The 24,492-nt window shown below is 61.5% G+C and carries 22 protein-coding genes and 1 pseudogene; 9 read left to right on the forward strand and 14 right to left on the reverse strand.

What is annotated here, in order from left to right:
• Positions 1 to 77 precede the first annotated feature (77 nt).
• From IG197_RS08305 to IG197_RS08315, 3 genes are all read left to right on the forward strand, one after another.
• Positions 78 to 1,010, forward strand: coding sequence for an ABC transporter permease (locus IG197_RS08305; protein ID WP_067964793.1), 933 nt, complete (start codon positions 78 to 80; stop codon positions 1,008 to 1,010).
• A 5-nt stretch (positions 1,011 to 1,015) separates the two neighbouring features.
• Positions 1,016 to 2,548 (forward strand): ABC transporter ATP-binding protein, encoded by a 1,533-nt coding sequence (locus IG197_RS08310; RefSeq protein ID WP_192318198.1) that lies wholly within the window; start codon positions 1,016 to 1,018, stop codon positions 2,546 to 2,548.
• Positions 2,549 to 2,811: 263 nt separating this feature from the next.
• A complete protein-coding gene (locus IG197_RS08315; RefSeq protein ID WP_182575468.1) occupies positions 2,812 to 3,735 on the forward strand; it encodes a LysR family transcriptional regulator in 924 nt (307 codons plus the stop codon).
• A gap of 60 nt (positions 3,736 to 3,795) precedes the next feature.
• On the opposite strand, the gene IG197_RS08320 is transcribed toward IG197_RS08315, so the two are convergent.
• The 11 genes from IG197_RS08320 to IG197_RS08370 all read right to left on the reverse strand — a co-directional run bounded on the left by IG197_RS08320 (position 3,796) and on the right by IG197_RS08370 (position 16,064).
• Positions 3,796 to 4,278 carry an NUDIX domain-containing protein gene (locus IG197_RS08320; protein ID WP_192318200.1) on the reverse strand — a complete coding sequence of 161 codons (483 nt, stop codon included), beginning with the start codon at positions 4,276 to 4,278 and terminating at the stop codon, positions 3,796 to 3,798.
• Between the two features lie 172 nt (positions 4,279 to 4,450).
• On the reverse strand, positions 4,451 to 5,497 hold the full coding sequence (locus tag IG197_RS08325; RefSeq protein WP_192318202.1) for an XdhC family protein: 1,047 nt from the start codon (positions 5,495 to 5,497) through the stop codon (positions 4,451 to 4,453).
• Between the two features lies 1 nt (position 5,498).
• The gene (locus tag IG197_RS08330) at positions 5,499 to 6,083 is read right to left on the reverse strand and encodes a UbiX family flavin prenyltransferase (RefSeq protein WP_067964800.1); all 585 of its coding nucleotides are present in this window, start codon (positions 6,081 to 6,083) and stop codon (positions 5,499 to 5,501) included.
• A gap of 3 nt (positions 6,084 to 6,086) precedes the next feature.
• Positions 6,087 to 7,460 (reverse strand): UbiD family decarboxylase, encoded by a 1,374-nt coding sequence (locus IG197_RS08335; protein ID WP_192318204.1) that lies wholly within the window; start codon positions 7,458 to 7,460, stop codon positions 6,087 to 6,089.
• A 62-nt stretch (positions 7,461 to 7,522) separates the two neighbouring features.
• On the reverse strand, positions 7,523 to 8,467 hold the full coding sequence (locus IG197_RS08340; protein WP_192318206.1) for an amidohydrolase family protein: 945 nt from the start codon (positions 8,465 to 8,467) through the stop codon (positions 7,523 to 7,525).
• 18 nt (positions 8,468 to 8,485) lie between these two features.
• Positions 8,486 to 9,409, reverse strand: coding sequence for an amidohydrolase family protein (locus IG197_RS08345; protein ID WP_067964806.1), 924 nt, complete (start codon positions 9,407 to 9,409; stop codon positions 8,486 to 8,488).
• 402 nt (positions 9,410 to 9,811) lie between these two features.
• On the reverse strand, positions 9,812 to 10,933 hold the full coding sequence (locus IG197_RS08350) for a GTP-binding protein (protein ID WP_192318208.1): 1,122 nt from the start codon (positions 10,931 to 10,933) through the stop codon (positions 9,812 to 9,814).
• Positions 10,930 to 13,236, reverse strand: a complete 2,307-nt coding sequence (locus IG197_RS08355; protein WP_192318210.1) for a xanthine dehydrogenase family protein molybdopterin-binding subunit — start codon at positions 13,234 to 13,236, stop codon at positions 10,930 to 10,932. Before IG197_RS08355 ends, IG197_RS08350 begins: the two co-directional genes overlap by 4 nt.
• Positions 13,233 to 13,715: a (2Fe-2S)-binding protein gene (locus IG197_RS08360; protein WP_182575472.1), complete on the reverse strand. Its 483-nt coding sequence runs from the start codon at positions 13,713 to 13,715 to the stop codon at positions 13,233 to 13,235. The genes IG197_RS08355 and IG197_RS08360 overlap by 4 nt, the downstream gene beginning before the upstream one ends.
• On the reverse strand, positions 13,712 to 14,575 hold the full coding sequence (locus IG197_RS08365; protein WP_192318212.1) for a xanthine dehydrogenase family protein subunit M: 864 nt from the start codon (positions 14,573 to 14,575) through the stop codon (positions 13,712 to 13,714). The genes IG197_RS08360 and IG197_RS08365 overlap by 4 nt, the downstream gene beginning before the upstream one ends.
• A 94-nt stretch (positions 14,576 to 14,669) precedes the next feature.
• Positions 14,670 to 16,064 carry a nucleobase:cation symporter-2 family protein gene (locus tag IG197_RS08370; RefSeq protein ID WP_192318214.1) on the reverse strand — a complete coding sequence of 465 codons (1,395 nt, stop codon included), beginning with the start codon at positions 16,062 to 16,064 and terminating at the stop codon, positions 14,670 to 14,672.
• A gap of 163 nt (positions 16,065 to 16,227) precedes the next feature.
• Here IG197_RS08370 and IG197_RS08375 point away from each other — a divergent pair, with 163 nt between their 5' ends.
• Positions 16,228 to 17,124, forward strand: coding sequence for a LysR family transcriptional regulator (locus IG197_RS08375; RefSeq protein WP_067964818.1), 897 nt, complete (start codon positions 16,228 to 16,230; stop codon positions 17,122 to 17,124).
• 386 nt (positions 17,125 to 17,510) lie between these two features.
• Here the strand turns inward: IG197_RS08375 and IG197_RS08380 are convergent, their stop codons facing one another.
• Positions 17,511 to 18,341: a LuxR C-terminal-related transcriptional regulator gene (locus IG197_RS08380; RefSeq protein ID WP_083948663.1), complete on the reverse strand. Its 831-nt coding sequence runs from the start codon at positions 18,339 to 18,341 to the stop codon at positions 17,511 to 17,513.
• 133 nt (positions 18,342 to 18,474) lie between these two features.
• On the reverse strand, positions 18,475 to 19,698 hold the full coding sequence (locus IG197_RS08385; protein WP_246765339.1) for an acyl-CoA dehydrogenase family protein: 1,224 nt from the start codon (positions 19,696 to 19,698) through the stop codon (positions 18,475 to 18,477).
• Between the two features lie 110 nt (positions 19,699 to 19,808).
• Between IG197_RS08385 and msuE the strand changes: the two genes are divergently transcribed.
• The 5 genes from msuE (at position 19,809) to IG197_RS08410 (ending at position 24,126) form a co-directional block, all read left to right on the forward strand.
• Entirely contained in the window at positions 19,809 to 20,465 is a 657-nt protein-coding gene (gene msuE, locus IG197_RS08390) for an FMN reductase (protein ID WP_371746519.1), read from the forward strand.
• A gap of 18 nt (positions 20,466 to 20,483) precedes the next feature.
• Complete coding sequence (locus tag IG197_RS08395; protein WP_192318217.1) at positions 20,484 to 21,284, forward strand: alpha/beta fold hydrolase; 801 nt, start codon at positions 20,484 to 20,486, stop codon at positions 21,282 to 21,284.
• 45 nt (positions 21,285 to 21,329) lie between these two features.
• Positions 21,330 to 21,773, forward strand: a complete 444-nt coding sequence (locus IG197_RS08400; protein ID WP_067964827.1) for a cupin domain-containing protein — start codon at positions 21,330 to 21,332, stop codon at positions 21,771 to 21,773.
• A 136-nt stretch (positions 21,774 to 21,909) separates the two neighbouring features.
• Entirely contained in the window at positions 21,910 to 23,184 is a 1,275-nt protein-coding gene (locus IG197_RS08405) for a nitrate/nitrite transporter (RefSeq protein ID WP_182575489.1), read from the forward strand.
• A gap of 597 nt (positions 23,185 to 23,781) precedes the next feature.
• Positions 23,782 to 24,126, forward strand: coding sequence for a tyrosine-type recombinase/integrase (locus tag IG197_RS08410; RefSeq protein WP_371746573.1), 345 nt, complete (start codon positions 23,782 to 23,784; stop codon positions 24,124 to 24,126).
• On the opposite strand, the pseudogene IG197_RS08415 reads toward IG197_RS08410, so the two are convergent.
• Positions 24,126 to 24,393, reverse strand: a pseudogene (locus tag IG197_RS08415) (tyrosine-type recombinase/integrase); the annotation flags it as partial. The gene IG197_RS08410 and the pseudogene IG197_RS08415 sit on opposite strands and share 1 nt — an antisense overlap.
• Between the last annotated feature and the right edge of the window lie 99 nt (positions 24,394 to 24,492).

The raw sequence follows: 24,492 nt of genomic DNA on the forward strand, positions 1-24,492 counted from the left end.
TTGCGCAATTCCCGGGCAGGACCACTTCACGCACCTTGCCGGAATTGCTCTAGGCGACCTTCCTGAGGGGTATCTCCATGGACGACATGATGTTTCTCACCTTTCTCGCGACGCTTGCGGGCGCCGCCTGGAGGCTTGCGACCCCCCTGATCTTCGCCTCCATCGGCGAGATATTTTCCGAGCGAGCGGGCGTGCTCAATATCGGGCTGGAAGGCACCATGCTCGTCGGTGCCTTCTGCGGCTTCGCGGCAGCCTTCGCCACCGGCAGTATCCCGCTTGGCCTGCTGGCCGGCATCGCGGGCGGCATGCTGTTCGGGGCGATCTTTGCCTTCTTTACGATCACCATCAAAGCGGACCAAATCGTTGTGGGTGCGGCGCTAAACCTGCTCGGCATGGGTCTCACCGCCTTCCTGTTCCGTACCTATTACGTCTCGACCGGCAAGGGCATCGAGATCGCGCAGCCCGTGCAGATCCCCTTCCTGAGCGATATTCCCTTTCTTGGCGAAGCCTTCTTCCGGCAGAACCTCATCGTCTATTCGACGGTCCTCGTCGCGATCCTGGCCAGCCTCGTGCTCTTCCGCACGTCCTTCGGCTTGACGCTCCGCGCTGTCGGCGAACACCCGAAAGCCGTCGACGTCGCCGGCCGCGATGTTGCGAGCTACCGCTATGCCGCGGTGCTGGTCGGCACCGGGCTCGCCGGCCTCGGCGGGGCCTTCCTGACGCTCGGGCATTCCAATCAGTTCGTCGAGGGCATCACCTCCGGCCGCGGCTTCATCGCGCTCGCCGTGGTCGTCTTTGCACGCTGGTCGCCGATTGGGGCGTTCTTCGTCTCGCTGCTCTTCGGCCTGTTCTACGCGCTGCAGCTGATGCTCCAGGCGCAGGCATCCATCGTTGTGCCTTACCAGGTGCTGCAGGCGCTTCCCTACATCATGACGATCGTCACGCTCGTCGTGGTCCGAGGCAAGGGCGCTGCCCCCAGCAAACTCGGCCAGCCCTACGAGATGAGGTAACGGACATGTCTCAGAAACCCTTCCTGCGCGTCGAGAACATCCGCAAGCGCTTCGGCCCCATCGTTGCCAGCGACGGCGTGTCACTGGAAATCGAGCAGGGCGAGATCCACTCGCTGCTGGGCGAGAACGGTGCGGGCAAGAGCGTCCTGATGAGCATGATCTGCGGCATGGTTCGGCCCGACGAAGGCGAGATCGTCTTCAAGGGCCAGTCCGTGCGCTTTAACAGCCCGCGCGAGGCGATCCGTCAACGCATCGGCATGGTGCACCAGCATTTCATGCTCGTGCCGAACCTGACGGTGGCGGAAAACTACATTCTCGGCCAGGGATCTCCGTTGCGCGTCATTAACGACATGGACGAGGTCCATGCAAAAATCCGCGAACTTTCGGATCGCTACGCCCTCGACGTGCGTCCGGACGCCATCATCGAAGACCTTTCGGTCGGCGAGCAGCAGAGAGTGGAAATCCTGAAAGTCCTGTTCCACGGCATCGACCTGCTCATCCTCGACGAGCCGACAGCCGTGCTCACCCCACAGGAGACCGACCGCCTGCTCTCGCTGATGGGAGACCTCGCCAAAGACGGCAAGACGGTCGTCTTCATCTCGCACAAGCTCGACGAGGTGATGCGCGTCAGCAATCGCATCAGCGTCATGCGCGACGGGCGCGTCGTGCACACGGTCAATGTCGGCGAGACGAATGCACGCGAGCTTGCCCGCATGATGGTCGGCCGCGACGTGCGCATGGAGCTGCCGCGCAGCCCTGAACCGCCCGGCCACATCGTGCTGTCGGTCGACAACCTCACCTGCCGCGCCGAGACCGGCCTGCCGGCCGTGCGCGGCGTGAGCCTCAACGTGCGCGCCGGCGAGATCGTCGGTATTGCAGGCGTGTCCGGCAACGGTCAGACGGAACTGTCGCTGGCACTTTCCGGTCTGCTGCCGGTCGACAGCGGCCGCGTGATTTTGAATGGCAAGGACATTACCGGCCTCGACCCGGCCCGCATCAATGCCAGCAGCTTCTCACACATCCCGGAGGACCGGCACAAACACGGCATCGTGGCTTCGATGTCGCTGAGCGAAAACACAATCCTCCAGCGCTACGATCAGAAGCCTTTCGCCTGCCGCGGTATGTTGAACCGGGGGGTCATCGGCGAGCACACACGCGATCTCATCAAGCGGTTTCGCATAAAAAGCCGCGACGAGGATCAGCCGATCGGCGCGCTCTCCGGCGGCAACCAGCAGAAGCTGGTGGTCGCGCGCGAACTTGCCCGCAACCCGGATTTCATCCTCGTCAACCAGCTCGCCCGGGGCATCGATATCGGCGCCATGGAGTTCGTGATGGAGGAGATGCTTAAGCAGCGCGATAACGGCCGCGCCATTCTGCTCATCTCCACCGAACTCGAAGAACTCTTCGCGATCTGCGACCGTATCCTGGTGATGTTCCACGGCGAAATCCTAGGTGAACTGCCGCCTGACCGAACTCGCCTCGACGAACTTGGTCTGCTGATGGCCGGCCAGACCAACCAGCCTGCGCTGGCAAGCTAGGCCGCGCTGGAATCCAGCAAAACCAAGACCAAGGTTCGGGTGCTGCCGTGAGCATGCTGCTGGAGGTGTTTTATCTCGCCGACCGCCACGGTTATCTAGATTGAACTCAAACCGGTCGGGCCGGGTGTGGTATCAGACTGTATCCGGTCCGACGAAGCAGTGTTGCCAATGGCAGGCGAGACCGAACAGCCGGTGCTGCAGGCTGGACAGGCATAGGGACGGCAGGATTTGATGACATTGGAGAACAGGAGGGCCGCGCATCCATGAACATCACCCTGCGGCAACTCAGGGCCTTCATTGCGGTGGCCGACCTTGGCCAGTTCAATCTCGCGGCCCGAAACCTTCACCTCACGCAATCGGCCGTCAGCATAGTCATTCGAGATCTGGAATCGGAGATCGGCGTACGCCTGTTTGACCGCCACACCCGCATGGTTTCGCTCACTCTCGTGGGCCAGGAGTTCCTGCCACAAGCCCGTAAGATACTGAAAGACCTGGAACTCGCAGTTGGCGATATGCGCGACAACGCATCGTTGAAACGCGGCCAGGTGACGATCGCCGCTGCAATTGTGCTCGCAGCGACGATCGTGCCGCCTATCATTGCGGCGTTCGTGAGCATGCATCCCGAAATTCTGGTCAGCATCCGCGACATGCCCGAAGAGGCGATCAGTCCGGCGCTCAAGCGCAATGAGGTCGATATCGCCATCGGCACGCTCTCGGAAGACGATCCCGAAATCACCGCTACGCCTCTCATGCGCGACAAGCTCATGCTTGTCTGCCGGGAAGACCATCGCTTCGCCAGGCAAAAATCCGTTCGCTGGGCCGAGTTGAAGGGCGAGACACTTATCACGCTCGCAGCCACGAATCCGCTTCGCAGCATTGTCGAGCATAACCTCATCCGTGTTGTGCCCAACTTCCAGCCAAAATACGAAGTGCGCTTCTCGACCACCGCCATCAGCATGATCTCCGCCGGCATGGGCGTTGCCGTCTTGCCGGAGAACTCCAGCCAACTGGCGTCAGCAGTTCGTGTAACTACCGTGGATCTCGTCGACCCGACCGTAATGCGCAATGTCTCGCTCTTGCAACGGCGCCAGCATAGCTTGTCACCGGCAGCTGAACGTTTGAAAGCGGCCTTCGTGGCGGCGATGCGACCTGAAAACGCTGGCGCAAGCGCCCTCGGTCGCACTTAGGTGGTGCGATCTAGTCGTCGGCACCTGGTTTTCGGTGAGCCTAAGGCTAGCCTGGACCTGTCAGGACGCTCCGAACATTACGATTTCGCGACTTTCCAGTGCACAGACAGTCTCTTTGGTGACACCTTCGGGCGGTTGACCAAACCATCGCGCCTCATCCAATTGGCCAGAGGCTGTCACACGCGGTTCACCCGAGAGTATGGAAACCGCATAAGTGATCGAAAGTGTGTGGAGGCCACCAATGTCATCAAACTGGTCATTTATGAAAACGGCCGAGACTGGCCATGTGAGGATTCCCAGATCGTCGTGAAGGCATCGAACAATCGACATCGCGCAGCTTTCTCCACGCCCGATTTGGCGACCTGGCATCTGCCACAGACAGTTGGCTGAATTCTTGGATCTGACCAACAGGATGCTGCCACGCTCATTTTTGATCAGCGCGCGAGATGTCAGTTCGATGCGATTTGAGAAGGGCGGCTCCGCCCCTTGCGGACAGGTACCTTGAATACTGCCGTTTGCTCGTAGCGTGGAAACGCTCTTCATCGGTTCGCCCTTCAAACGATTGGCTGGCACTGCAGGCAGGGCAGGATAAGGCGCCGGCGACGCGAGGGGGCGTTGTGGGAGCCCCCGAATGCGTCGCCGGCCCACGCCGGACTTTGGGAACACACTGGACAAGCTGGGAGGCCTGCGGCCAGCGAAAAGCCCGGACGTATCGCTAGTGGCCCCCCGTGTTTGTGATGAGTTCACTTGCGTTCATGGGGGCGAAGCACTTGTCGATCGTGTTGAGAGCAAGCGTCCGGGGGACCGAAGGGTCGGTCGGGACCTTGCCCTTCATGTGGAGCAATCTTGCCTGCGCGACGTCGGCGACCACCGAAAGGGCAAGCGAGTTTGCGTCTGTCGCCTTGTCGAATATGCCGATAGGCGCCTTGATCCTGGCAAGCGTGGTCTCGCGGTGACCGCGTTTGCGCAAGACCTCACAGCGTTTCGCGTGAGTACGGCGGCTTCCCAGAGCACCAATATAGAAGGCGGATGAGGCGAGCGCAGCCTCGAGCAGCGGCAACTCACGGTCGATGTCATGGAAGAGGAGCACGACCGCCGTGTCAGCGTCCAGCTGTTTCGGCGATGGAGCTTGGCCCCGCTCGATCTTCACGACTTCATAGCCGGATACTTCCGCCAGACGCGTCACCACGCCAGCCTCCAGGGGCGTGCCGGCAAGAAACATGCGCTGCTTCGGGTGGTAGACGCGCACAAATTCCTCTCCCTCCCAGCCACTCACGCCTTCGCCTGGTTCGAAGAAAAGAGCCTGCCTGCCGGGGTTGTACCGGAGGCGCCCGGGAGCACGGCGGTGCAGCGCGGCAAGTATGTGGCGGAGTGCTGTGGCATTTCGCAGGACGTGGATAGCCAGCGTGATGCCGCCGCCACAGGGCAGCACGATGTCGAAGAACGGCGAACCTTCGCCGAGGCGAAGCTTGCGATCGATGCCATTCTGGAGGGCGACCACGGCGTCAGCGGCCACCGCCGCTTCGGTGCAGCCGCCGGAGACGAAACCGCAATAAAGGCCGTCATCGCGCACCGCCATCTGCGCGCCGATGGCGCGGGCAGCGCCGCCGCGGATTTCAACGAGGGTGACGAGGGCGGCGGCCAGGCCCTGTTTGAGCGCTTCGGCGGCGAATGCCAGGATGGCGATCGCATCGTCCGAGAGGAAGGCAGCGCGGGGTTCTGGCGTGAGCGTTTTCGGCTCGCTGGCAATGCAGGCGCCCATATCATTCCCCTCCCTGCGTTCCCGGCCAGCGGCGTACGATGCCGGGGTCGAGATCGAAGAGGTCGAGCACCCGGCCAACGGTGTGGTCGACCATTTCTTCAAGGCTTTGCGGCTTGGCGTAAAAGGCCGGAACGGGCGGATAGATGATGCCGCCCATTTCGGTGACCTGCGCCATGTTGCGGATATGGCCAAGATGGAGCGGCGTCTCGCGCAGCATCAAAACGAGGCGGCGGCGCTCCTTCAGCACCACGTCTGCGGCGCGGGAAAGCAGATTGTCGGTCGTACCAGTCGCAATTTCCGCCATGGTCTTCACCGAACAGGGCGCGACGATCATGCCGAGCGTCTTGTAGGAGCCTGAAGAGCAGACGGCACCGATATCCTTGTTTGAATGGGTGACTGTCGCCAGTGCCTCAAGATCCTGCTTGGTAAAATCCGCCTCGGCCGCGAGCGTGATGCAGGCTGCGCGTGACATGATCAAATGAGTCTCGATCTCGAGGTCGCGCAGCACTTCGAGGATGCGCTTGCCATAGACCATGCCGGAAGCGCCCGAAATGCCGACGATCATGCGACTTGGCCGCGTCGTCATCGCCTATCCCACGCTTTTGAGGAGTGCGGCAGCGCGAGCCGAGGCCTCGTCGCTTATGCGGGCGCGAACGCCGTGGAAATTCGGGCCGCGCGTCGCATCGAGCCCCATACGCGAGGTCGTGCCGATGCCGCTCGCCGACGGGTCGAGCGCATTGCCAGGCAGGCCCTCGATAATGACGACGTCCTTGTGCGGCTGGAAATGGGTGGCAAGCGCCCAGAGCACCTCGCTGTCGCGGGTGATATCCACGTCCGCATCCACCACCACGACGGTCTTGAGGTACTGGTCCCAGCCGAGCAGGCCGAGCATGACCTGCCGTGCCTCGCCCTCGCGCGTCTGGTTCATCGCGATGTAGGCGTGGAAATGGGTGCCGGAGGACGGATAGTGCACTGATGTAATGGAGGGGAAACGAGCTTTCAGCTTCTCCACCACTTCCGCCTCGCGGGGCACGCGGCCGAGGTTGAGGTGTTCGGCCGAATTGCCGCCGGCGACGGAGACGAGGATCGGATCGCGGCGCCGCATGATGGTTTCGACGGTGAAAAGATTGTTGGTCGAGCGGTCGGAGGAATAGCCGGTGAACTCACCAAACGGCCCCTCCTCCACATGGGCCTCGGGATCCAGCACGCCCTCCAGCACGACCTCGGCATGTGCAGGCACACGGATGCCGTATTTTGGAGTGCGCACCACCTGAAGGGGTTCGCCCATCAGGCCGCCGGCAACATCGCGCTCGTCCTCGCCGAAGGCAAGGCGGGCGGAGGCGGCGATCATGAACAGCGGATGCCCGCCGATCACCATGGCGACCGGCATCGGCTCGCCCTTCTCCTTCGCCATGTTCATCAGGCGCCAGAGATGGCCGCGCGAATGCAGCGAGGTCGCGAGCGAAGTCTTCGAATGGATCATGGCGCGGTGATAGCTGAGATTGCCGGCCCCGGTTTCAGGGTGCTCACCGATGATGATGCCTGACGTGATGTATTTCGCGCGGTCAGTGTCGAAGTGCTTCAGCATCGGCAATGCGTGCAGGTCGACGGCGTCACCAGAAATGATTTCTTCGGTGATCGGGCCGCTTTCAAACACCTCCGGCGTGAAGGGTTTGTTGGAACGGGACTGGTAGGCCTCGTGCAGCTTGTCGGCAGTCGAGCCGAGCAGGCGGGCGATGCGGTCACGCGAGGCAAAGATGTTGCAGACGACCTCACTGCCTATGCCGCTAACATTCTTGAGATGCAGCATCGGATGCTGGCCCTTGTCTGCCAGGTTCCAGATCAACGCGGTTGCGTCCTGGTCGTCCGAGACCGGCCCATCGATCGTGATGACATCCTCGGGATGTTCCGCCTTATAATCGGCCAGGAAACGGCGGACGTCTTGCTTGTGGTACTGGCTCATGTCTCGGCCTCGGGTCGCTGCGGGTGGCTGGCGACGCCCCGAAAGGCGCCGCCCTTGTCAAATCAGGCGAATTCCAGATGCTTGCCGGTGGCGCGGTCGACGCCGGCGTAGGAATCCTTGAGGCGTGCCTGGGCATCCTCTACGTCGCGCGGCGGCGGGGACGGGTCGATGCCGACAAGCTTGGCGATGTTGTTGCCGAGATAGCCTTCCAGATCGTCCTCGGAGAGGTTGATGCCGTGCGGCGGGTCCTTGCAGAGCACTTCCAGCTCGCGCAGCCACATGCCCGGATCGTTCGGTGGGCTGTCCGTGCCGAAGACGATCTTGTTCTTCGGCAGCTGCTGGGCGAACTCCACGATGCGCGACTGGAAGCACCAGCCGGATTCGCAGTAGACGTTCGGCGTATCCATCGCCATCCAGAAGGATTCGAACGAGTAGTTGCCGCCCGTCTGAATGCCGAAATGGCCGATGATGAAGTTGACCATCGGGAATTCGCGGATGATCGGGTAGAACATCGTCGGGATCGTGTACGGGCCGTCGCCGGTGTGGATCAGCACGACCACGCCAAGCTCGGCGCACTTCTTCATCGCCGGACGCAGCCAATCGAGCGCGCGGTCGGGACGATAGCCGTGCATGTTGGCGTGCAATTTCAGCATCTTGAAGCCGTATTCCTTGACGTGGAATTCCAGCTCCGCCGCGCCGTTCTCAGGTCCCCAGCGCGGATTGTAGTTGAAGTTGCCGATGAAGCGGTCCGGGTACGTCTGGCAAAGCTCGGCGCAATAGGCCATGTAGTCGCGAATGCCGTCGCGGCCCTTGCGGTTGCCGTCCCGGTAGCCGGTGTTGCCTGGTGGCGGCTGGATGAAGCCCATGTCGATCCGGCGTGGCTTGCCGTTGATCATGTAGGGGCCGTCCATCAGTTTCAGCATGCGCTCACCCGTGAAGGGCGAACCGGTATGACGCCACGCCTCGTCCACGAGGTTCGTCGGGTGAAGATGGGTATCGATGATCATTGTTCACTCCGTTCAGTTTTACGCGGCAAGCGCGACGCCGTGCTGGCGCAGATACGCTTCGGCTTCCTCGACGGTCGCCGGCGGCCTGGTAGGCTCGAGACCGATCATGCGGGCGGTGTTGTTGCCGAGGTAATCCTCCAGCGTATCCTCATCGAGGTTGAGGCCCTGCGGCGGCTCGTGGCAGAGGACTTCCAGAAGGTTGATCCACATGCCTGGTTCGTTCGGCGGCGTATCGGAGCCGAACAGGATCTTGTGCTTGGGTAGGACCTTGGCGAACTCGACGATGCGCGACTGCAGACACCAGCCGGATTCGACGTAGACGCTCGGCGTGTCGAGCGCCATTTGCATCGGCTCGAACACGTAGACACCGCCGGTCTGCACGCCGAAATGCGCGAGGATGAAATTCACTTCCGGGAACTCGCGAATGATCGGATAGAACTCGGTGGGGATTGAGTACGGACCGTCGCCGGTATGCACCTTCACCATGAGGCCGAGCTCGGCGCATTTCTTCATGGCCGGACGCAGCCAGTCGAGCGCGCGGTCAGGGCGGTAGGCATGCATGTTCGCCTGCAACTGCACCATCTTGAAATCGAACTCCTTGGCATAGCGTTCGATTTCTTCGGCGCCGTTCTGCGTGCCATAGCGCGGGTTGTAGACGAAGCAGCCAAGGAAACGGTCCGGGTGCTCCGTCACCATCTTTTCCGTATAGGCCATGTACTGGCGGATGGCGGCCTTGCCTTCCAGGTCCATGACTTCATGGGTGTAGATGGTGTTGCCTTGCGGCGGCTGGATGAAGGCTTTGTCGATCCGGCGCGGCTTGCCGTTCACATAGTACGGGCCGTCCATCATCTTCAAAAGCTTGTCGCCGGTGAACGGCGGTCCGTCGTGGCGCCAAGCCAGGTCCACCAGATCGGTGGGGTAGCAGCTTAGATCAATGATCATCCTTGTTCTCCTGTCGTAGAGGATCCGGTCGATGCGGGGCCGCGCGATGGACCCCAGGCCGGCCAAAAGCCGGCATGGATGCGCGATCTCAGGAAATGCCGATGATGGGGAAGGGTAGTCGGTGCGGACGCCGCAGGGCGGCTGCAACCGACAGGTGTTCCTTTCGCAGTGAGCATCGACATCGCGGCCTCATCGTCCAACAGACGGTGAGCAATTGTCGGCGCTTCTACTCAACGGTGAAGAAACCATGGGGCCGACTTTCTGTCAACGGGGAAAAATCGACTAACCTATTCTTTTTAAACGCTATTTCATGGCGATCGGCAGCGACCGCCCGCGCGGGAAATTGCGCGGGCGTCTTGGACACAGGAATTGAGCAGGCGTATTAGGACGGGAGAAGCGCCGCTAGGCCGCCAGGCATGCACGCAGGTTCCTGTCGATGCCGTCACGGTCGAGATTGCGGCCAATAAAGACGAACTTCGACTTCCTGACACCCTCGCCCCAGCTGTGATCCGGACGGAAATCGACCAGCTTGTGCACCGCCTGGAGCACGAAGAAGCGCTCGTCATTGGCCACCGAAACAATGCCCTTGGTACGGAAGATGTCGTCGCCGCGCTCGCCGAGATAATCCTTCAGGAAGGTGGCGAGCTTCTCGCCGTTGAAGGAGTTGGGATAAACGAAAGAGTGGGATTTCACCGTCGCATCGTGGCTGTGCGGGCGCAGGACCGATGCTCGGCCGTGGCCGTGGTCATGATGGTGCCCATGGTCATGGTCCGGATGGTCGCAGGCCGTATCGTGGCATTCGTGATGGCCATGCGCATCGTGGTCGTCGTCCATGTCGATGTCGAGGATTTCCGCCCGCTCGCGCACATAGGACGGGCGAAAGCCGTTGACACCGAGAATATCGGTCAGGTCCACCTTGCCATAGGTCGAACGCAGGATCGGCGCCGTCTGGTTGAGCTTGCGCAGCGACGCCTCGAGCGAACCGAGGGCGTCCTCTGAGGCAAGATCAACCTTGTTGATGAGGATGCGGTCGGCCGCGACGACCTGGTTGACCGCCTGGTTGTCGCTGCCGTCAAGAACCGGATCATAGAGATGCTGGTCGATATGCATTGCATCCACCAGCGTGACGACGGCATCCAGCTCGACCTCTTCAGCAACGCTGCGATCGACGAAGAAGGCGGTGGCGACAGGCGTCGGATCGGCAAGACCAGAAGTCTCGACGATGATGTGGTCGAACTTGTCCTTGTGGCTCAACAGCTTCTTCATCACGTCGATGAGGTCGTTGCGCACATCGACGAAGCAGCAGATGCAGCCGTTCTGCATCTGAAAGATCTCTTCGTCAGAGGCCAGCACCAGGTCGCTGTCGACGTCGACTTCGCCGAACTCGTTTTCGATCACCGCGATCCGGTGGCCATGGCGTTCGGTGAGGATGTAGTTGAGCAACGTCGTCTTTCCCGATCCAAGGAACCCGGTGAGGATCGTTATCGGGAGCTTCCGGCTCTCAGGTTCGATGTGCATGTTCATGCGGCCTTCTCCCTCAAGGCTTTCAGTACGTCTTCCGGAGTGATCGGATAGTGGCGGAAGCGAACGCCGATGGCGTCGTGGATGGCGTTGGCAATGGCTGGGCCGATGGCAATGATCGGGTCCTCGCCGACGCCCTTGGCGCCCCAGGGGCCACCTGGATCGGGTGCCGCTTCGAGGATGATCGTCTCGATGTCAGGCATGTCCATCGAGAGCGGCATCTTGTAGTCGACGAGGCCGGCGTTGAGCGACCGGCCGGTCTTCTTGTCGATGACGTAGTCCTCGGTCAGCGTGTGACCGATGCCCTGCTGGATGCCGCCCTCGATCTGCCCCTGCGCGGCAATCGGATGGATGACCCGGCCGACGTCGTGCACAGGTATGACGCGCTTGACCTCCACGATGCCGGTTTCCGTATCGACATGCACCTCAGCGAAATGTGCGGCGAAGGAATAGGATTTCGTCGGCTCGTAGGTGCCGTTCGCAACGATGTTGGCGGCGGGAATGCCACGGGAAGGACCCATCGCCTGAGCGACCGTCATGCAGCGTCCTGGATGGGTGATGACGAAGACCTTGCCTTCGGAAAGATCGATCTCGGCCGGCGAGACCTGCAGCTTCATCGCTGCCCGTTCGAGAACCGCAGTGCGGACCTTACCGGCTGCCATCTTGGCAGCCGTGCCGACGAGATAAGTCGTGTGGCTGGCAAACGCGCCGATGTCCCAAGGTACTACGTCCGTATCGCCATGGATCGTGCCAACATCCTCGAAGCGCACTCCGAGTTCTTCCGCAACGATCTGTGCAAGTGCTGTGTGCGCGCCGGTGCCCAGGCCGGCGGCACCCGTGAGCAAAGTCACCGTACCGTCCTCGTTGACCTTCACCGTGGCGTTGCCCTGTTCCTTGATGCCGGGATAGGCGGAAGAACCGTGCATTTCGCAGCCGATGCCCCAGCCAGTGCGAATGTGGGGTCGCTTGGGATCCGGCGCGCGGTCGCGGTTGCGCAGCTTCTTCCAATCCAGCACGTCGATGCCGTGCTGGAGGCAGATTTCGAGGCCATGACCAAGGATCGGGTGGCCCGACGGTGCGATGTCGCCGGCGCGAACGACGTTCTTCAGCTTCAGCTCCGCCGGATCCATGCCTAGCCGTTCGGCCGCCTCGTCCATCTGGATATCGAGCGCATAATAGCTTTGCACCACGCCATAGCCGCGGAAGGCACCGTTGATCGGCGTATTGGTGTAGACGCAGCGTCCTTCCAGCCGCACGTTCTCGCAGCGATAAAGCGAGGTGGCAGCCGTCGTGCCGACAATGGTGACACCTGGGCCGTGCGAACCGTAGGCGCCGGAATCGTAGGCCAGCTTCATGTCGCGCGCGACGAGCGTGCCGTCGTTCTTGAAACCCTGTTTCAGCCAGATCTTGCAGGGGTGGCGCGAGCGGCCGGCGACGAAAGTCTCGTGGCGGCTGAATTCCATCTTCACTGGCCGGCGCGTCTGTTTGGCAAGAAGCGCGCACAGGAATTCGTGCTGGAACAGGTCCTGCTTAGCTCCAAAACCGCCACCCATGTGGTCGACGAGCACGCGGACCTTGGTAAGCGGCAGACCGAGCACTTCGGCAAGGATGCCGCGCACCATGAAAGAAGTCTGGGTGGAGGTCCAGAAGGTAAGCTTGTTGGAACCGTCCCAGTCGGCGATGCAGACATTCGGCTCCATGTAAGCCGGATGCGGCCGCCCACCGGAAAAAACACCTTCGAGCACGAAATCCGCCTGGGCGAAGCCGGCGTCCACATCGCCGCGATTGATGCGCACCGGATCGAGCACGAGGTTGCCGCCAGGGCCGACATCGTGAATGAGCGGCGCACCCGGCTGGGCCGCATCCTCCGGTTCGAAGACGGCCGGCAAGGGCTCGTACTCGACCTCGATCAGGTCGAGAGCCTCGTCGGCAATCTCCTCGCTGATGGCCGCGACGGCGGCAACGCCCTCGCCCCAGAACCGTACCTTGTCATCGAGTATATACTGGTCCTTGGTGCAGGAAGCCGAGCGCGGGTGCGGTGAGCCGTAATGCAGCACGCGTGGCACGTTCTCATGCGTCAGCACCGCCTTGACGCCCGGATAGGCGAGCGCCTTGCTGACATCGATGCTCTTGATGCGGGCATGCGCGATGGCCGCGCGCTTGATCTTGCCGTGCAGCATGCCCGACAGTTTGACGTCGCCGGTATACTCGGCCTCGCCCGTCACCTTTTCGAGCACGTCGTCGCGGCGAACACTCTTTCCGACGATCTTGAAATCGCGCTGTTCGATAGGGGTCGTCATGTTCATGATCTTGCAGCCTCCATCTCGATCGCGGCTGCTTTGATCGCGTCGAAAATCTTGGTGTAGCCGGTGCAGCGGCAGATATTGCCGCTTAGGCCGAAGCGGATGTCCTCGTCCGTCGGGCGCGGATTGTCGTCGAGCAGCTTCTTGGCCATCATCAGGATACCCGGGGTGCAGAAGCCGCATTGCGAAGCGCCGTAGCGCATGAAGGCATCCTGCAGCGGATGCAGCACATCGACGCCTGGCTGAAGTCCCTCGATCGTCTCGACCGAGCGGCCTTCGGCTTCCACTGCAAGCATCAGACAGGCATTGACCGGCTCGCCATCAACGATGACGGTGCAGGCGCCGCAATCGCCGACGTCGCAGCCCTTCTTGGTGCCGGTGAGGCCGAGATCGTCGCGCAGCGCATCGAGCAGCGAGCGGCAGCTATCCACCACCATGTCGCGCGGCTCGCCATTGATGGTGAGTTCAACGATCCGTTTCATGCGAAAGCCTCCAATGCCTGTTTGATGGCGCGGCCGGTCAGCACACCCACCATATCGCGGCGGTAATCGGCGCTGGCGCGCACGTTGCTGATCGGCGTGCACTCTTCCATCGCCTTGTTGGCGGCGTTTTTGACGGTTGCCGCGTCGAGCGACGTGCCGCGCAGCATGGCCTCGGCTTGGGGTGCGCGCAGCACGGTTGCTCCGACCGCGCCGAGCGTGATGCGGATGTCATCGCAGAGACCACCTTCCATGGTGAGGCTGACGGCGACGCCGACGGTGGAGAGTTCCATTGCCTTACGGCGGCCGTGCTTGAGATAGGCCTTGCCGGAGTTGTCGCCGGCTGGCGGCACGGTGATACCGGTAACAATCTCGCCCTTGGCAAGCACAGTCTTGCCGGGGCCGGTGAAGAATTCGGCAAGTGGCACGACGCGCATGTTGGTGCGGCTGTAGATGTGGATGAACGCGCCATCGGCAATCAGCGGTGGGATCGTATCGGCTGACGGCGAGGCACGACAGACATTGCCTGCCACCGTCGCACGATTGCGCACCTGGATGGAGCCTAGCGAGGCGAAGGCCGCATACAGGTTCGGGTAACGCTGGCGGACCAATGCCAGGCGCTCCAGGCGGCCCACGGTCACCAGCGCGCCGAAAGTCAGGCCGCGCGTTTCGTCATAGATGATGTCGGACAATCCGGGGATCTGCTTGATGTCGACGACGTTGCGAACCCGGCGCAGCCTTTCACGGATTTCGACGAGAAGGTCCGTACCACCGTTGAACACGAAGGTGTCTTCGCCGAGGTCGGTGAGAAGGCGGGAGGCCTGTTCCAGCGTGTCCGCCCGGTGGTATTCAAAGCGCCTCATGGCATTCCTCTTGGATCTGGCCACTTGGCCTCTTGGGCTACGCGGCTCGGGCACCGGCGGCGCGAAGGCCGCCGGACTAAATGGTTGTTGCTGTTCAGGCGAGGTCGGCCGCCGGCGTACGGTTCTGCAGTTCGCTGTCCTCAGGCTCTTTCGCGGGAACGCCGTTGAAGAGGATGTTGAGCAGAGCTGCCGCGAAGGTGCCGACGAGCACGCCGCTGTGCAGGAATTTTTCGACTGCTGACGGCAGTTGGGCGAAGATGTTGTCGGCCACGACCGGCACCATGGCGAGGCCGACGCTGACTGCGACGATGTAGAGGTTGCGGCGGTTGGCGACGAAATCCACTCTCGACAGGATCTTCACACCCGTCGCCGAGACCATGCCGAACATGACGATGGCGGCACCGCCGACGACGTAGCTCGGGATCGAGGCGCTGATAAAGGCTACCTTCGGCAGCGAACCGAGCAGGACCAGGATGACGCCGCCCGTCGCGACCACAAAGCGGCTCAGGACGCCGGTGATCTGGAGCAGACCGACATTCTGCGCATAGGTCGTGTAGGTGAAAGTGTTGAGCAGGCCACCGATGATGTTGCCGACGCCGTCGGTTCTGAGGCCGCGGGTAAGCTCAGCCTGGGTGATCTTGCGCCCGGCCATGTCGCCGACCGCCAGGAATTGCCCGGTCGATTCGATCATCATGACCGTCATGACCGCGCAGAGAGAAAGGATCGACCAGAACTCAAAAACGGGCCAACCGAAGGCGAGCGGGTGGATGATGCGCACCCAGCCGGCGTCGGCGACGCCATGGAAATCAACCTTGCCGGATGCGATCGCGATGGCAAAGCCGATGCCGATGCCTATCAGCACCGCAAGGTTGGAAAGAAAGCCTTTGAGAACCCGTGTGAGCAGCAGGATCGACAGCAGCACGATGGCTGCGACGGCGAGCGCGAAGGGTGCGCCATAGGCGGGGTTCGGGATCATGCCTTCCGGTCCCCGGATCATCGGCTGGCCGCCAGCGGCCCAGTTCACGCCGACGCGCATCAACGAAAGGCCGATGACCAGCATGACAGTGCCGGTGACGACCGGCGGGAAAAACCGCACCCACCGTCCGAAGAAAGGCGCGGCGATGACGGTGAAGACACCGGAGGCGATGACCGCCCCAATGACGCCGGGCATGCCGAGGTCCGGATTGTTGCCCGTCGCGATGATCGAGGGAACGGCAGTAAACGAAATGCCCATCATGATCGGCAGCCGGATGCCGACGTGGCGGCCGAAACCAAGTGCCTGGATGAGGGTGACGATGCCGCAGCAAAACAGATCCGCGCTGACCAGCATGGCGATCTGGTCCTTGGGCAACTGCAGCGCGCTGCCGACGATGAGCGGGACGGCGACTGCACCGGCATACATGACGAGAACGTGTTGCAGGCCGAGAGCGAAAAGGCTTGGAATCGGGTACTTCTTCTCGACGGGATCCGTCGTATCAGTTTTGGACATTCGCTATCCTCCCAGCGAATAGTGCTCCGGCGCGGTTGGGGGGCATCTTGGCCTCATGTTTTTACACCGCACGCCGTACAAGGGGGATCATGCGGCTGGCCAAATCAGCAAACAATCGGCACAATCATATTTATTCATCTGATAACTGAATGAATGGATCGGCATGGACGTCACGCTGAAACAGCTCCGCGCCTTCGTCACCGTGGCCAATCTCGGACAGTTCACGCTGGCCGCCGACAAGCTCGGATCGTCACAATCGGCCGTCAGCACTCTGGTGCGGCAGCTGGAGCAAAATCTCAATCTTCGCCTCTTCGATCGGCACACCCGCCTGCTGCGCCTCACCCAGGCGGGCATCGACATCCTTCCGATCGCAACCCGTGCCGTTGCCGATATCGAGGGCATGGTGGAGAGCTCGCGGGAACTGAATGCGCTGCGTCGCGGCAAGGTCACGATGGCCGCCGGAACGGTTCAGGCCGCCCTGATGCTGCCGCAGCTCGTCAACGCCTTCACCAAGCTCTACAACGAGATCACGGTCGAATTGCACGATGTCGCGGAGAAGACCGTCCTGGAGCAGGTCGCCAGTGGCTTGGTTGACCTTGGACTTGGCACGGTGCCGGAAGACGATCCGGAACTCGTCGGCACACGGCTCTCCACCGATGAGTTTTTGGTTGTGCTCCATGCCGAGGACCCGCTGGTGAAACGTCCCGAACTGCGCTGGACCGACCTTGCCGACTGCAAGCTGATCGGCCCGCAGCGCGGCAACCCGATCCGTGACCGGCTCGAAAACGAACTGGCGCGCAACGGCATCGTTCTGCCACTCGACAAGTCGATGCAAGAGGTGGCGTTGCCGCTGACGATCATCGGCATGGTTGAAGGCGGCTTAGGCGTCGCGATTATGACCTCGGCGGTCACGCGCCTTGCGACCTCCATGGGCCTCGTCGTTCGCACACCGACCGAGCCGCACATCAAGCGCGAGGTCAGCCTGATTCAGAAGCGGACGCGTTCTCTTTCGCCTGCGGCGCGGTGCTTCCGCGATTTTCTGCTGAAGTCAGTTCATTGATCGCGCGACCAGCTGGCATCCGCTTGGATACGCAGGGGAGTGGCCAACGTTGTTCGCAGGTTCCGGCTAAGCTGCGGTGGAACCGGTTGCTGGACCTGGCCGGGCGCTAGCGCCTTACCACTCAGCCATGACCAGTGAGCTGTTGAAGCTCACGCAAAAGGGTTTGCGCCGGTCTGCGGGACATTCCAGGTCGCAAGCTCTTCGTAAATGTGGGCGATGATTTCTGAGCGCTGCTGGCGGTGTCGCCCGCATGTCTGAACACCTCCCACGGAGGCCAGCATCATCTGCATCGGCTACCGGTGCCGACCCCACTTGCAGACACCGCATCCTCAAATAGGTGGCCGACGCTTGCGGTGTTATTGCTGCTTAGCGTCTGGATGGTGGGTTTAGTGCGTCGTCAGCAGTCGCTGGACCAATTCAGTTCTGTTGTGGGCGTGAAGTCGCTGGCAAAGTTTGCCGACATGATCCTTGACCGTATATGCGGAAATCCCCAGCGCCCGCGCGATCTGTTTGTTGGACTGGCCGCGGCAGAGCAAAAGCGCCACTTCGCGCGATCGCGCCGGCAACTGGTTCAAGGCATATGCCCCGCCGATCGTCCGCTCATGGCGTGACGCAACGCTGGACTGCGCTATCCAGCCGATCGGCGCACCGCCGAGCCGGCCAGTCTCCACCATGGTGGCGAGTGCGAGTGAACCGGCCCGGCAAAGAATATCCATGCTGTCGACTGCCTCAGCGCGATAGGGTCCCCTCTCACCGCCATTGGCGGTGTAGACGACGCCAACCACGCGACCCTCTACCAGAAGCGGCCCGGCCATGCAGTGCTTGAAGCCCCAGCGCCTCAACAACTGGAAATTGTTGCAGTGCTGCCAGCCAGACGTACCGACCACCGTCGACCCGTCGACAGGCCGGCCTTTCTCGAAAATATAGGCGAGCAGCGGATCGTATTTGTCGAATTCATCGCTGTACTCCCGGATGAAGCCCTCAGGCGCCTGTTTGCTGTAGACAAGGCTCGGCTTGTGATCATCCAACAGGTAAAGCCCGACCGTGGGCGATCCCATCAGCTTGCCCATTTCGCGGTGGCATGACTCGCCAAGAGCTTCGAGAGAGCGGCTTTCAGCAACGGCCAGCGCGGCATGGCCGACCTCTCCCGTCGAATAGTTCGATCGTCCAGCCGATGTCCCCGACATCATTTTTCCCTCCTCAGCCCTGCTGCTCATTGTTCGAGCTTGTCAGGAACATGTGGCAAAGGCTCGCCAGTGCGTGAGCGCTTCTGCCGAGGCGGGATTTTCAAGCAACCTCGGCAAAAATCAAGCTGACTGCGGCGGCGAAGACAGCCGTTTGCGCGACTATCTAGCCATCCACACCAAAGACTCCCCATTTTGCGTCGGCTTTGACCGCGCCGAGATAGACGCGGCCGCATTCCTGTACGATTTCGTCAGCCATCAGGATGTGCTGGGTACCCGAATGGATATCGCGATAGAAACGCTGCATGGTTCCGTTGTGAAGTGACGCGCCGCGCGCCGCGCGGTGGGCGAAGGTGCCGACATCGGAGATGACGTCATGGACATGACGCATCGCAAGCTTCACATCGGCGATCTGCTCGACAGAAGCGTTGCGGCCGGCATCGAAGGTTTCGGCCATGCTCGCCCAGGCCTGATAGGCAAAGGCACGTGCCGAACGGAAGCGCGCCTCAGCCCGGGCGAACTCATATTTGAAGGTCGCGCTCTCATTCATCTTGCCAAACGCGTCGACGCGAACCTTAGCCAGTTTGGCAAGTTCGTCGAGCATGCGCCGCCCGACGCCAAGCGCCCATGTCGTGTGACCCCAGGCCGTGTAGCCCACCAGCCCGAGACTACCCTGCGGGCCGCCACGCTTGGCACCACCGTCGTTGAAGCCATAACACAGATGCTTGGGCACAAAGAGCTCGTCGGCATCCTTGAGCGTGTAATCAAAACTGCCTGTGGCGCGCAGACCGAGCACATCCCAATTGCCTTTCAACTCTATGGTCTCGCGCGGGTGATGGGTGATGACGATTTCCGGCTGACCATTGGCTTGCTTGACCATGGTCTTGCCGTCCGCCTCGGTAACGAAACAGCCGGAATGGATCCAGGCGGCGTGATGAATGCCGCTGCCATAGGCCCAGTTGCCGCGGATCATGTAGCCGCCGTCGACCGGCCGCGCATAGCCTCGCGGCACACCGTTTCCGGCAACCATGACATCGGGACCCTCGGCGAAAATATCGGCGGCGCCCTTCTCCGAGACAAACAGCGACATCACACCGCCGACAGCGTTGTTCACGATCACGCACCAGCCGGCAGAACCATGCGCCCATGCCACGCGTTCGCCGAGCCGCATCGCGTCGACGTGAGAAAGTTCAGCTCCGCCAACCTCCTTCGGCATCATCATGCTGAAGAGACCGGCATCACGCAAAAGCATGTATGTCGCATCGGATAGCCTGTTCAGCTGTTCGCTCTCTTCCGCAGCCGACTCGATCGCCGGCAGGATGTTTTCGACATGGGCGGCCATCTCGGCCAGCGACGGATTTCCGGTTTTCTTGAACTCGACGACTGACATGTTCACAGGCTCCACCCTTGTTGGTCTGCGCCTTGCCGATCGTGCCAGGCGCTTTCTCCCGGCACTGTTCCAACCGGGCGTTGCGACAGCAACCCCCTCAACTGGGGGGCTTGCCCAAGCAGCTTACCGTTCTGAAACTGAGCGCTTATGGGAGTTGGCGAACCGCCGAACAGGTCGATGAATACCTGGTGGTTCCATACGGGAGTGAGATCTGGATGACCGGTGTCAAAGTCATCGGCTTCTGCGGCAACGCGCAGAGGCCGTCGAAAACACGTGCGCTTGTCGAAGCCGTTTCCGAAAAGATCCGCCAGCGCCATGGCTTTTCCGTCGAGATATTCGACTTGGTGGACGCCGGAGAAGGGTTGGCCGCCTGTTCACCGGCCGGATTGAACGATCAGGCCCGATCGATTGTGGAGGCGATCGAAAACGCCGACGCGCTGATCGTCGGCAGCCCGGTCTACAAGGGTTCTTATGCCGGGATGTTCAAGCACGTGTTTGACCTTGTCCACCCGTCAGCGCTGATCAACCGACCTGTGCTTCTGACTGCGACAGGCGGCGGCATGCGCCACTCCCTCGTCGTTGAACATCAGCTTCGACCGCTTTTCGGGTTTTTTGAAGCCTGCACCATCCCAACTGCGATCTATGCCAGCGAAACCGACTTCACCGATGGCGTTCCAAGCAATCCCATGGTGCTCAAGCGCATTATCGACGCGGTCGACCAGTTTGCCGGCCTCGCCGGGCGGCCGTGCTGTGTCGCCGCCGAATAAACAGGGAGTTTTCAGATCATGACACTGCAACCCGGACCCCTTCCGGCCTTGGAAGGTTTTGAGCGCGCCGAGTACGAGATCCGCGGCATTCGCACAATCGTGCACAGTATCGGCGAGGGCTTTCCTCTGGTCTTCCTGCATGGCGCAGGAACGTTTACCGGCTTCGAATTCGCCCGCACGTTGGCTACGGGCGCGAAAGTCATTATTCCCTATCATCCAGGGTTCGGCGACTCGGCAGACGACGATCGCATCACCTCAATCGACGACTATGTGCTGCATTATGCCGATCTGTTTGACCGGCTCGGGCTTGAAGCGTTCGACCTTGCCGGCTTCTCGCTTGGAGGTTGGATCGCTGCCGAGTACGCGGCTCGGCAAAGCAGCCGTCTGCGTCGGCTGGCACTGATTTCACCGGCGGGTCTGGTCGTGCGCGAACACCCCGCGCCCGACCTGTCCACCGTCAGCCCGCCAGAACTTCCCGGCTATTTGACCCATGACCCGCGCGTCGCGCTGGGATATTTTCCAACGACCCAAGACCCTACATTCGGCGCGTCGCTTGGGCGCGAGATGGCGGCGCTCGGTCGCCTGCTTGCCATCGAACCGCAAGGCAATCCGAAACTGGGCGCCTGGCTTCATCGCATTGCTGCTCCCACCTTGCTGCTTTGGGGCAGCGAGGACCGAATGCGGCCGGCTGCGCAGGCACACGCCTGGCTGAAGTGCATCCCCGTTTCTCGCCTCGAGCTGGTCCCAGGCGCCGGGCATCTCCTGTTCGAGGAAGCGCCCCAGGCGACCACCCTGCTCCGCGATTTTCTCGCCGCCTGACGGCATCCTTAACGACGAACACCAACTCACAAGGACAACCACATCATGATTGTAATGCAGGCCGGCGTGACAAAAAGCGACGAAGCCTATGACGGAACCGTCTGGAGTATTCTTGGCCAGACATACACTCTGAAGCAACAATCGGATGCCTCCATGGCGTGGCACGCGATCTTGCCCCCCGGCACCTTCGTTCCGCCTCACACGCACCCGACCCAGGACGAGTTTGTCTCGGTCTTCGAGGGCCGCCTCGACCTCTGGCTCGACGGCAAAGAAGTGAATGCAACCGCAGGCGACCTGATCCGCATGCCGATGGGAGAGCCGCACGGCATCTTCAACAAGTCTTCCGGCACTGTGCGCTGCCTGTTCTGGGTCTCGCCGACGCGGGTCCTGCGCGGACTGTTCGACCGCATCCACAATGTCGGCGATCCGGCTGAAGTCGTGCGTATCGCAGCCGAACACGAGGTCAATTTCCTGCCGCCGCAGAGCTGACGGCGACACATCCTTCCGCCTGTGTCAGTCGCCGCAGGCGGAATACCCGCGGAAAGTGGGCCGCAGCTCAAACGAAGCTGCAAAAATAGGCGACCACACTCACGCAAAAACCAGGTTTTCCAACGGGGGACGGACGATGAACTGGGACACAATTACCGAAAACGACCGGTCGCGCATCCGGCGATGGCAAATCGGCATGCTTGCACTCGCCTTGGTGTGCGAGGTCTTTCTTGCGGCGGATTGGTATGCCTTTGCAGCAGTCATTCCATTCATCTCCGAAACCCTGCAACTCGACCCGGCTCAGGCCGGCTTCGCGCAGGGTATCTTCGCGCTGACCTACGGCATCGGCATGGTCGTGTGGTCGCATTTCAGCCGGCACATGACGGCGCGCATGATGCTTTTGATCGGACTTGCAGGCACCGGCCTGGGCATGGTCCTGCAGATCTATGTGCAGAGTTATGGTCAGCTGGTCGCGTTGCGTCTCTTGATTGGTTTCTTCGACGCGGCGATCTTTCTCGGCAACATGAAGCTGGTCATCGGCTGGTTTCCGCAGTCTCGGCGCGGCAGCATCATCGGCCTCATCCTGGCGGCATACAGCCTGGCGATCACGCTTGATTTCGCGCTTGGAATTCCGCTGACCATGGCCTTTGGCTGGCGTACATTCTTCGCTGTTCTGGCCGGCGGGACGTTGATCGTCGCTCTCATCAACTGCCTCTTCGCCCGCAATGGGCCGGCCGAGATAGGTATCAACGGCTTTGCCTGGGAGCCGCCGCTGCCGCGTGGTGCATCGATCCCGATCAGCGTCATCTTCCGCTCGAAGTGGATCATCGTTGGGGGTCTGGGCATCGCGGCCTGCACTTTCGCCATTGCCGGAACGGCGACCTGGGTCGTACCGGCCTTCATCGCAGTGCAGAACATGCCGGTCGAAAGCGCGGCTGTTGTCGGCACGCTGATGGGTCTGTCGCAGGTGTTGTTCCTGGTCGTCGGCGGCTACGCGGCCGACCGCGTAGGCAAGGCCTTCATGATCAAGTTAGGCACTGCAATGGCGCTGATGATCGCCTTCGCCTTCACCGCTGCGGCAATCTATCCGATGCCGTTTGGCTGGCTGCTGGTCCTTGCTGGCCTGAGCGGCATCGCGGTACTTGGTGGCGGCGCCATCTTCGCCCTGCTCACCGAGAAATACGCCGACGAACTGGCGACCGTCGCAGTTGGCTATGCGGAAGTCCTCGGCGTGGCGGCGAGTTTCGTTTCTCCGTGGATGATGGGCCTGGTAATCAGGGCTTCGGGCGGCTCGTTTTCTGAAGCCTTCATGGCCTTCGCTGTGGTCGAAGCGGTCTTCCTGGTGATCCTGCTTGTCTTGGCTCGGGAGAATGTTGCTCGCCCAGGCGTGATGGCGGTCACGATCAACTAGCAGGATCGGGAGGTTCGCTATCCTGCCGGACCTCCCCCTGCGCACAGCACCGCATCATCTTGCAAAACTGCTGTCCCTCTGTGTTCAGGCCGCCGAACCCTCGGTCATCCTTGCCAGAGTTTTGTTCCTATGGCGCTGATGCGTTCCAGCTGAGCTTTCGTCTGTTCCACGGGTCCTGCTAAGATGACCCGCCGTGCGAGCCCCACGAGATCTATCTCAGCGCGTTCCGCGCATGGCATCAACTACTCAGGGCTGCTGACCTCGACTTGGTGGTACGCTGTCATCCGGCGGAATTTGAAACGGCCGACGAGGTTTTAGCAGACCGGCTCGACCGAAATCGCGTATCCGTCCGAACAGCCGACTTCTCCGCGTTCAAACACAAAGGTGACCGCACCGGAATTGGGAGTTCAGTTGACGACCGGCCCAAGGTTTACGGGGTTTGCAGGCGCTTCACAGCGCCTATCTGCGGCCTGCCTGCGTCGCGCTGAAGCATCATCTGCGCAACTCAGACCGCGGGACGTTCTTCAGCGGATGCTCTGACGAGGCATATCAACACGCGTGGTCGCCCGCTTCACGGAAACGGTCGCGGCACTTCAGCTGTCCGGCAGGGCTGCTCAACGCCACCGTGACGGCTGGCTGTTCCCAGGCCAACACGCAATGAAGCCGATCAGCACGCGGCAGCTCTACCGCATCGTCGTCGAGGCGGCGCAGGCCGCCGACATTACCAAGCGGGTCGGGCCGCACACGCTGCGTCACAGCTTCGCCACTCACCTGCTGGAAGACGGCGTCGACATCCGGATCATCCAGGTCCTGCTCGGGCATGCCAAGCTGAACAGCACCGCCCTCTACACCAAGGTCGCGACCCGGACGGTGCGCACGGTCACGAGCCCGCTCGACAAGCTCGGCCTGTTCAGGCCAGCAGAGATCTCGCCCGACGGCTGACCTCGTGACGAACGACCGTCCTCATGCGCGAGGCATTTTTCAATCCAGTCGCTGTTGAAACCCAGTTCATTGAGCAGCGTCGAACCAGTCCGCCTCAGATCGTGCACGGTGAAAGGCTCAAGGGGCAGACCGTCCTTCTTCGCCTGCTCGACGACCAGGTACGTAACCCGATTAAAGGTGGCCCGGGACATGGGTGCGTCAGCATCGTAGCGTGACGGCAGCACATAACGGGAGTTGCCGGCGCAGTGTCTTCAGCGCGATGAAGAGGGAAGGTCCGTCAGAACGCACGACAAGTCCGTCTGCTGCCTGCCGATAGTTCTCGGCAGGCAGCAACAGAAAGTATTTTTTATTTCAATTGGTTAGATC

This window comes from Aminobacter sp. SR38, assembly GCF_014843375.1.
Lineage (GTDB): Bacteria > Pseudomonadota > Alphaproteobacteria > Rhizobiales > Rhizobiaceae > Aminobacter > Aminobacter ciceronei.

Excerpts from the sequence above, each read along its gene's own strand:
- IG197_RS08305 (WP_067964793.1), top strand. The coding sequence starts at position 78 with ATGGACGACATGATGTTTCTCACCTTTCTCGCGACGCTTGCGGGCGCC.
- IG197_RS08310 (WP_192318198.1), top strand. The coding sequence starts at position 1,016 with ATGTCTCAGAAACCCTTCCTGCGCGTCGAGAACATCCGCAAGCGCTTC.
- IG197_RS08315 (WP_182575468.1), top strand. The coding sequence starts at position 2,812 with ATGAACATCACCCTGCGGCAACTCAGGGCCTTCATTGCGGTGGCCGAC.
- IG197_RS08320 (WP_192318200.1), bottom strand. The coding sequence starts at position 4,278 with ATGAAGAGCGTTTCCACGCTACGAGCAAACGGCAGTATTCAAGGTACC.
- IG197_RS08325 (WP_192318202.1), bottom strand. The coding sequence starts at position 5,497 with ATGGGCGCCTGCATTGCCAGCGAGCCGAAAACGCTCACGCCAGAACCC.
- IG197_RS08330 (WP_067964800.1), bottom strand. The coding sequence starts at position 6,083 with ATGACGACGCGGCCAAGTCGCATGATCGTCGGCATTTCGGGCGCTTCC.
- IG197_RS08335 (WP_192318204.1), bottom strand. The coding sequence starts at position 7,460 with ATGAGCCAGTACCACAAGCAAGACGTCCGCCGTTTCCTGGCCGATTAT.
- IG197_RS08340 (WP_192318206.1), bottom strand. The coding sequence starts at position 8,467 with ATGATCATCGATACCCATCTTCACCCGACGAACCTCGTGGACGAGGCG.
- IG197_RS08345 (WP_067964806.1), bottom strand. The coding sequence starts at position 9,409 with ATGATCATTGATCTAAGCTGCTACCCCACCGATCTGGTGGACCTGGCT.
- IG197_RS08350 (WP_192318208.1), bottom strand. The coding sequence starts at position 10,933 with ATGAACATGCACATCGAACCTGAGAGCCGGAAGCTCCCGATAACGATC.
- IG197_RS08355 (WP_192318210.1), bottom strand. The coding sequence starts at position 13,236 with ATGAACATGACGACCCCTATCGAACAGCGCGATTTCAAGATCGTCGGA.
- IG197_RS08360 (WP_182575472.1), bottom strand. The coding sequence starts at position 13,715 with ATGAAACGGATCGTTGAACTCACCATCAATGGCGAGCCGCGCGACATG.
- IG197_RS08365 (WP_192318212.1), bottom strand. The coding sequence starts at position 14,575 with ATGAGGCGCTTTGAATACCACCGGGCGGACACGCTGGAACAGGCCTCC.
- IG197_RS08370 (WP_192318214.1), bottom strand. The coding sequence starts at position 16,064 with ATGTCCAAAACTGATACGACGGATCCCGTCGAGAAGAAGTACCCGATT.
- IG197_RS08375 (WP_067964818.1), top strand. The coding sequence starts at position 16,228 with ATGGACGTCACGCTGAAACAGCTCCGCGCCTTCGTCACCGTGGCCAAT.
- IG197_RS08380 (WP_083948663.1), bottom strand. The coding sequence starts at position 18,341 with ATGAGCAGCAGGGCTGAGGAGGGAAAAATGATGTCGGGGACATCGGCT.
- IG197_RS08385 (WP_246765339.1), bottom strand. The coding sequence starts at position 19,698 with ATGTCAGTCGTCGAGTTCAAGAAAACCGGAAATCCGTCGCTGGCCGAG.
- IG197_RS08395 (WP_192318217.1), top strand. The coding sequence starts at position 20,484 with ATGACACTGCAACCCGGACCCCTTCCGGCCTTGGAAGGTTTTGAGCGC.
- IG197_RS08400 (WP_067964827.1), top strand. The coding sequence starts at position 21,330 with ATGATTGTAATGCAGGCCGGCGTGACAAAAAGCGACGAAGCCTATGAC.
- IG197_RS08405 (WP_182575489.1), top strand. The coding sequence starts at position 21,910 with ATGAACTGGGACACAATTACCGAAAACGACCGGTCGCGCATCCGGCGA.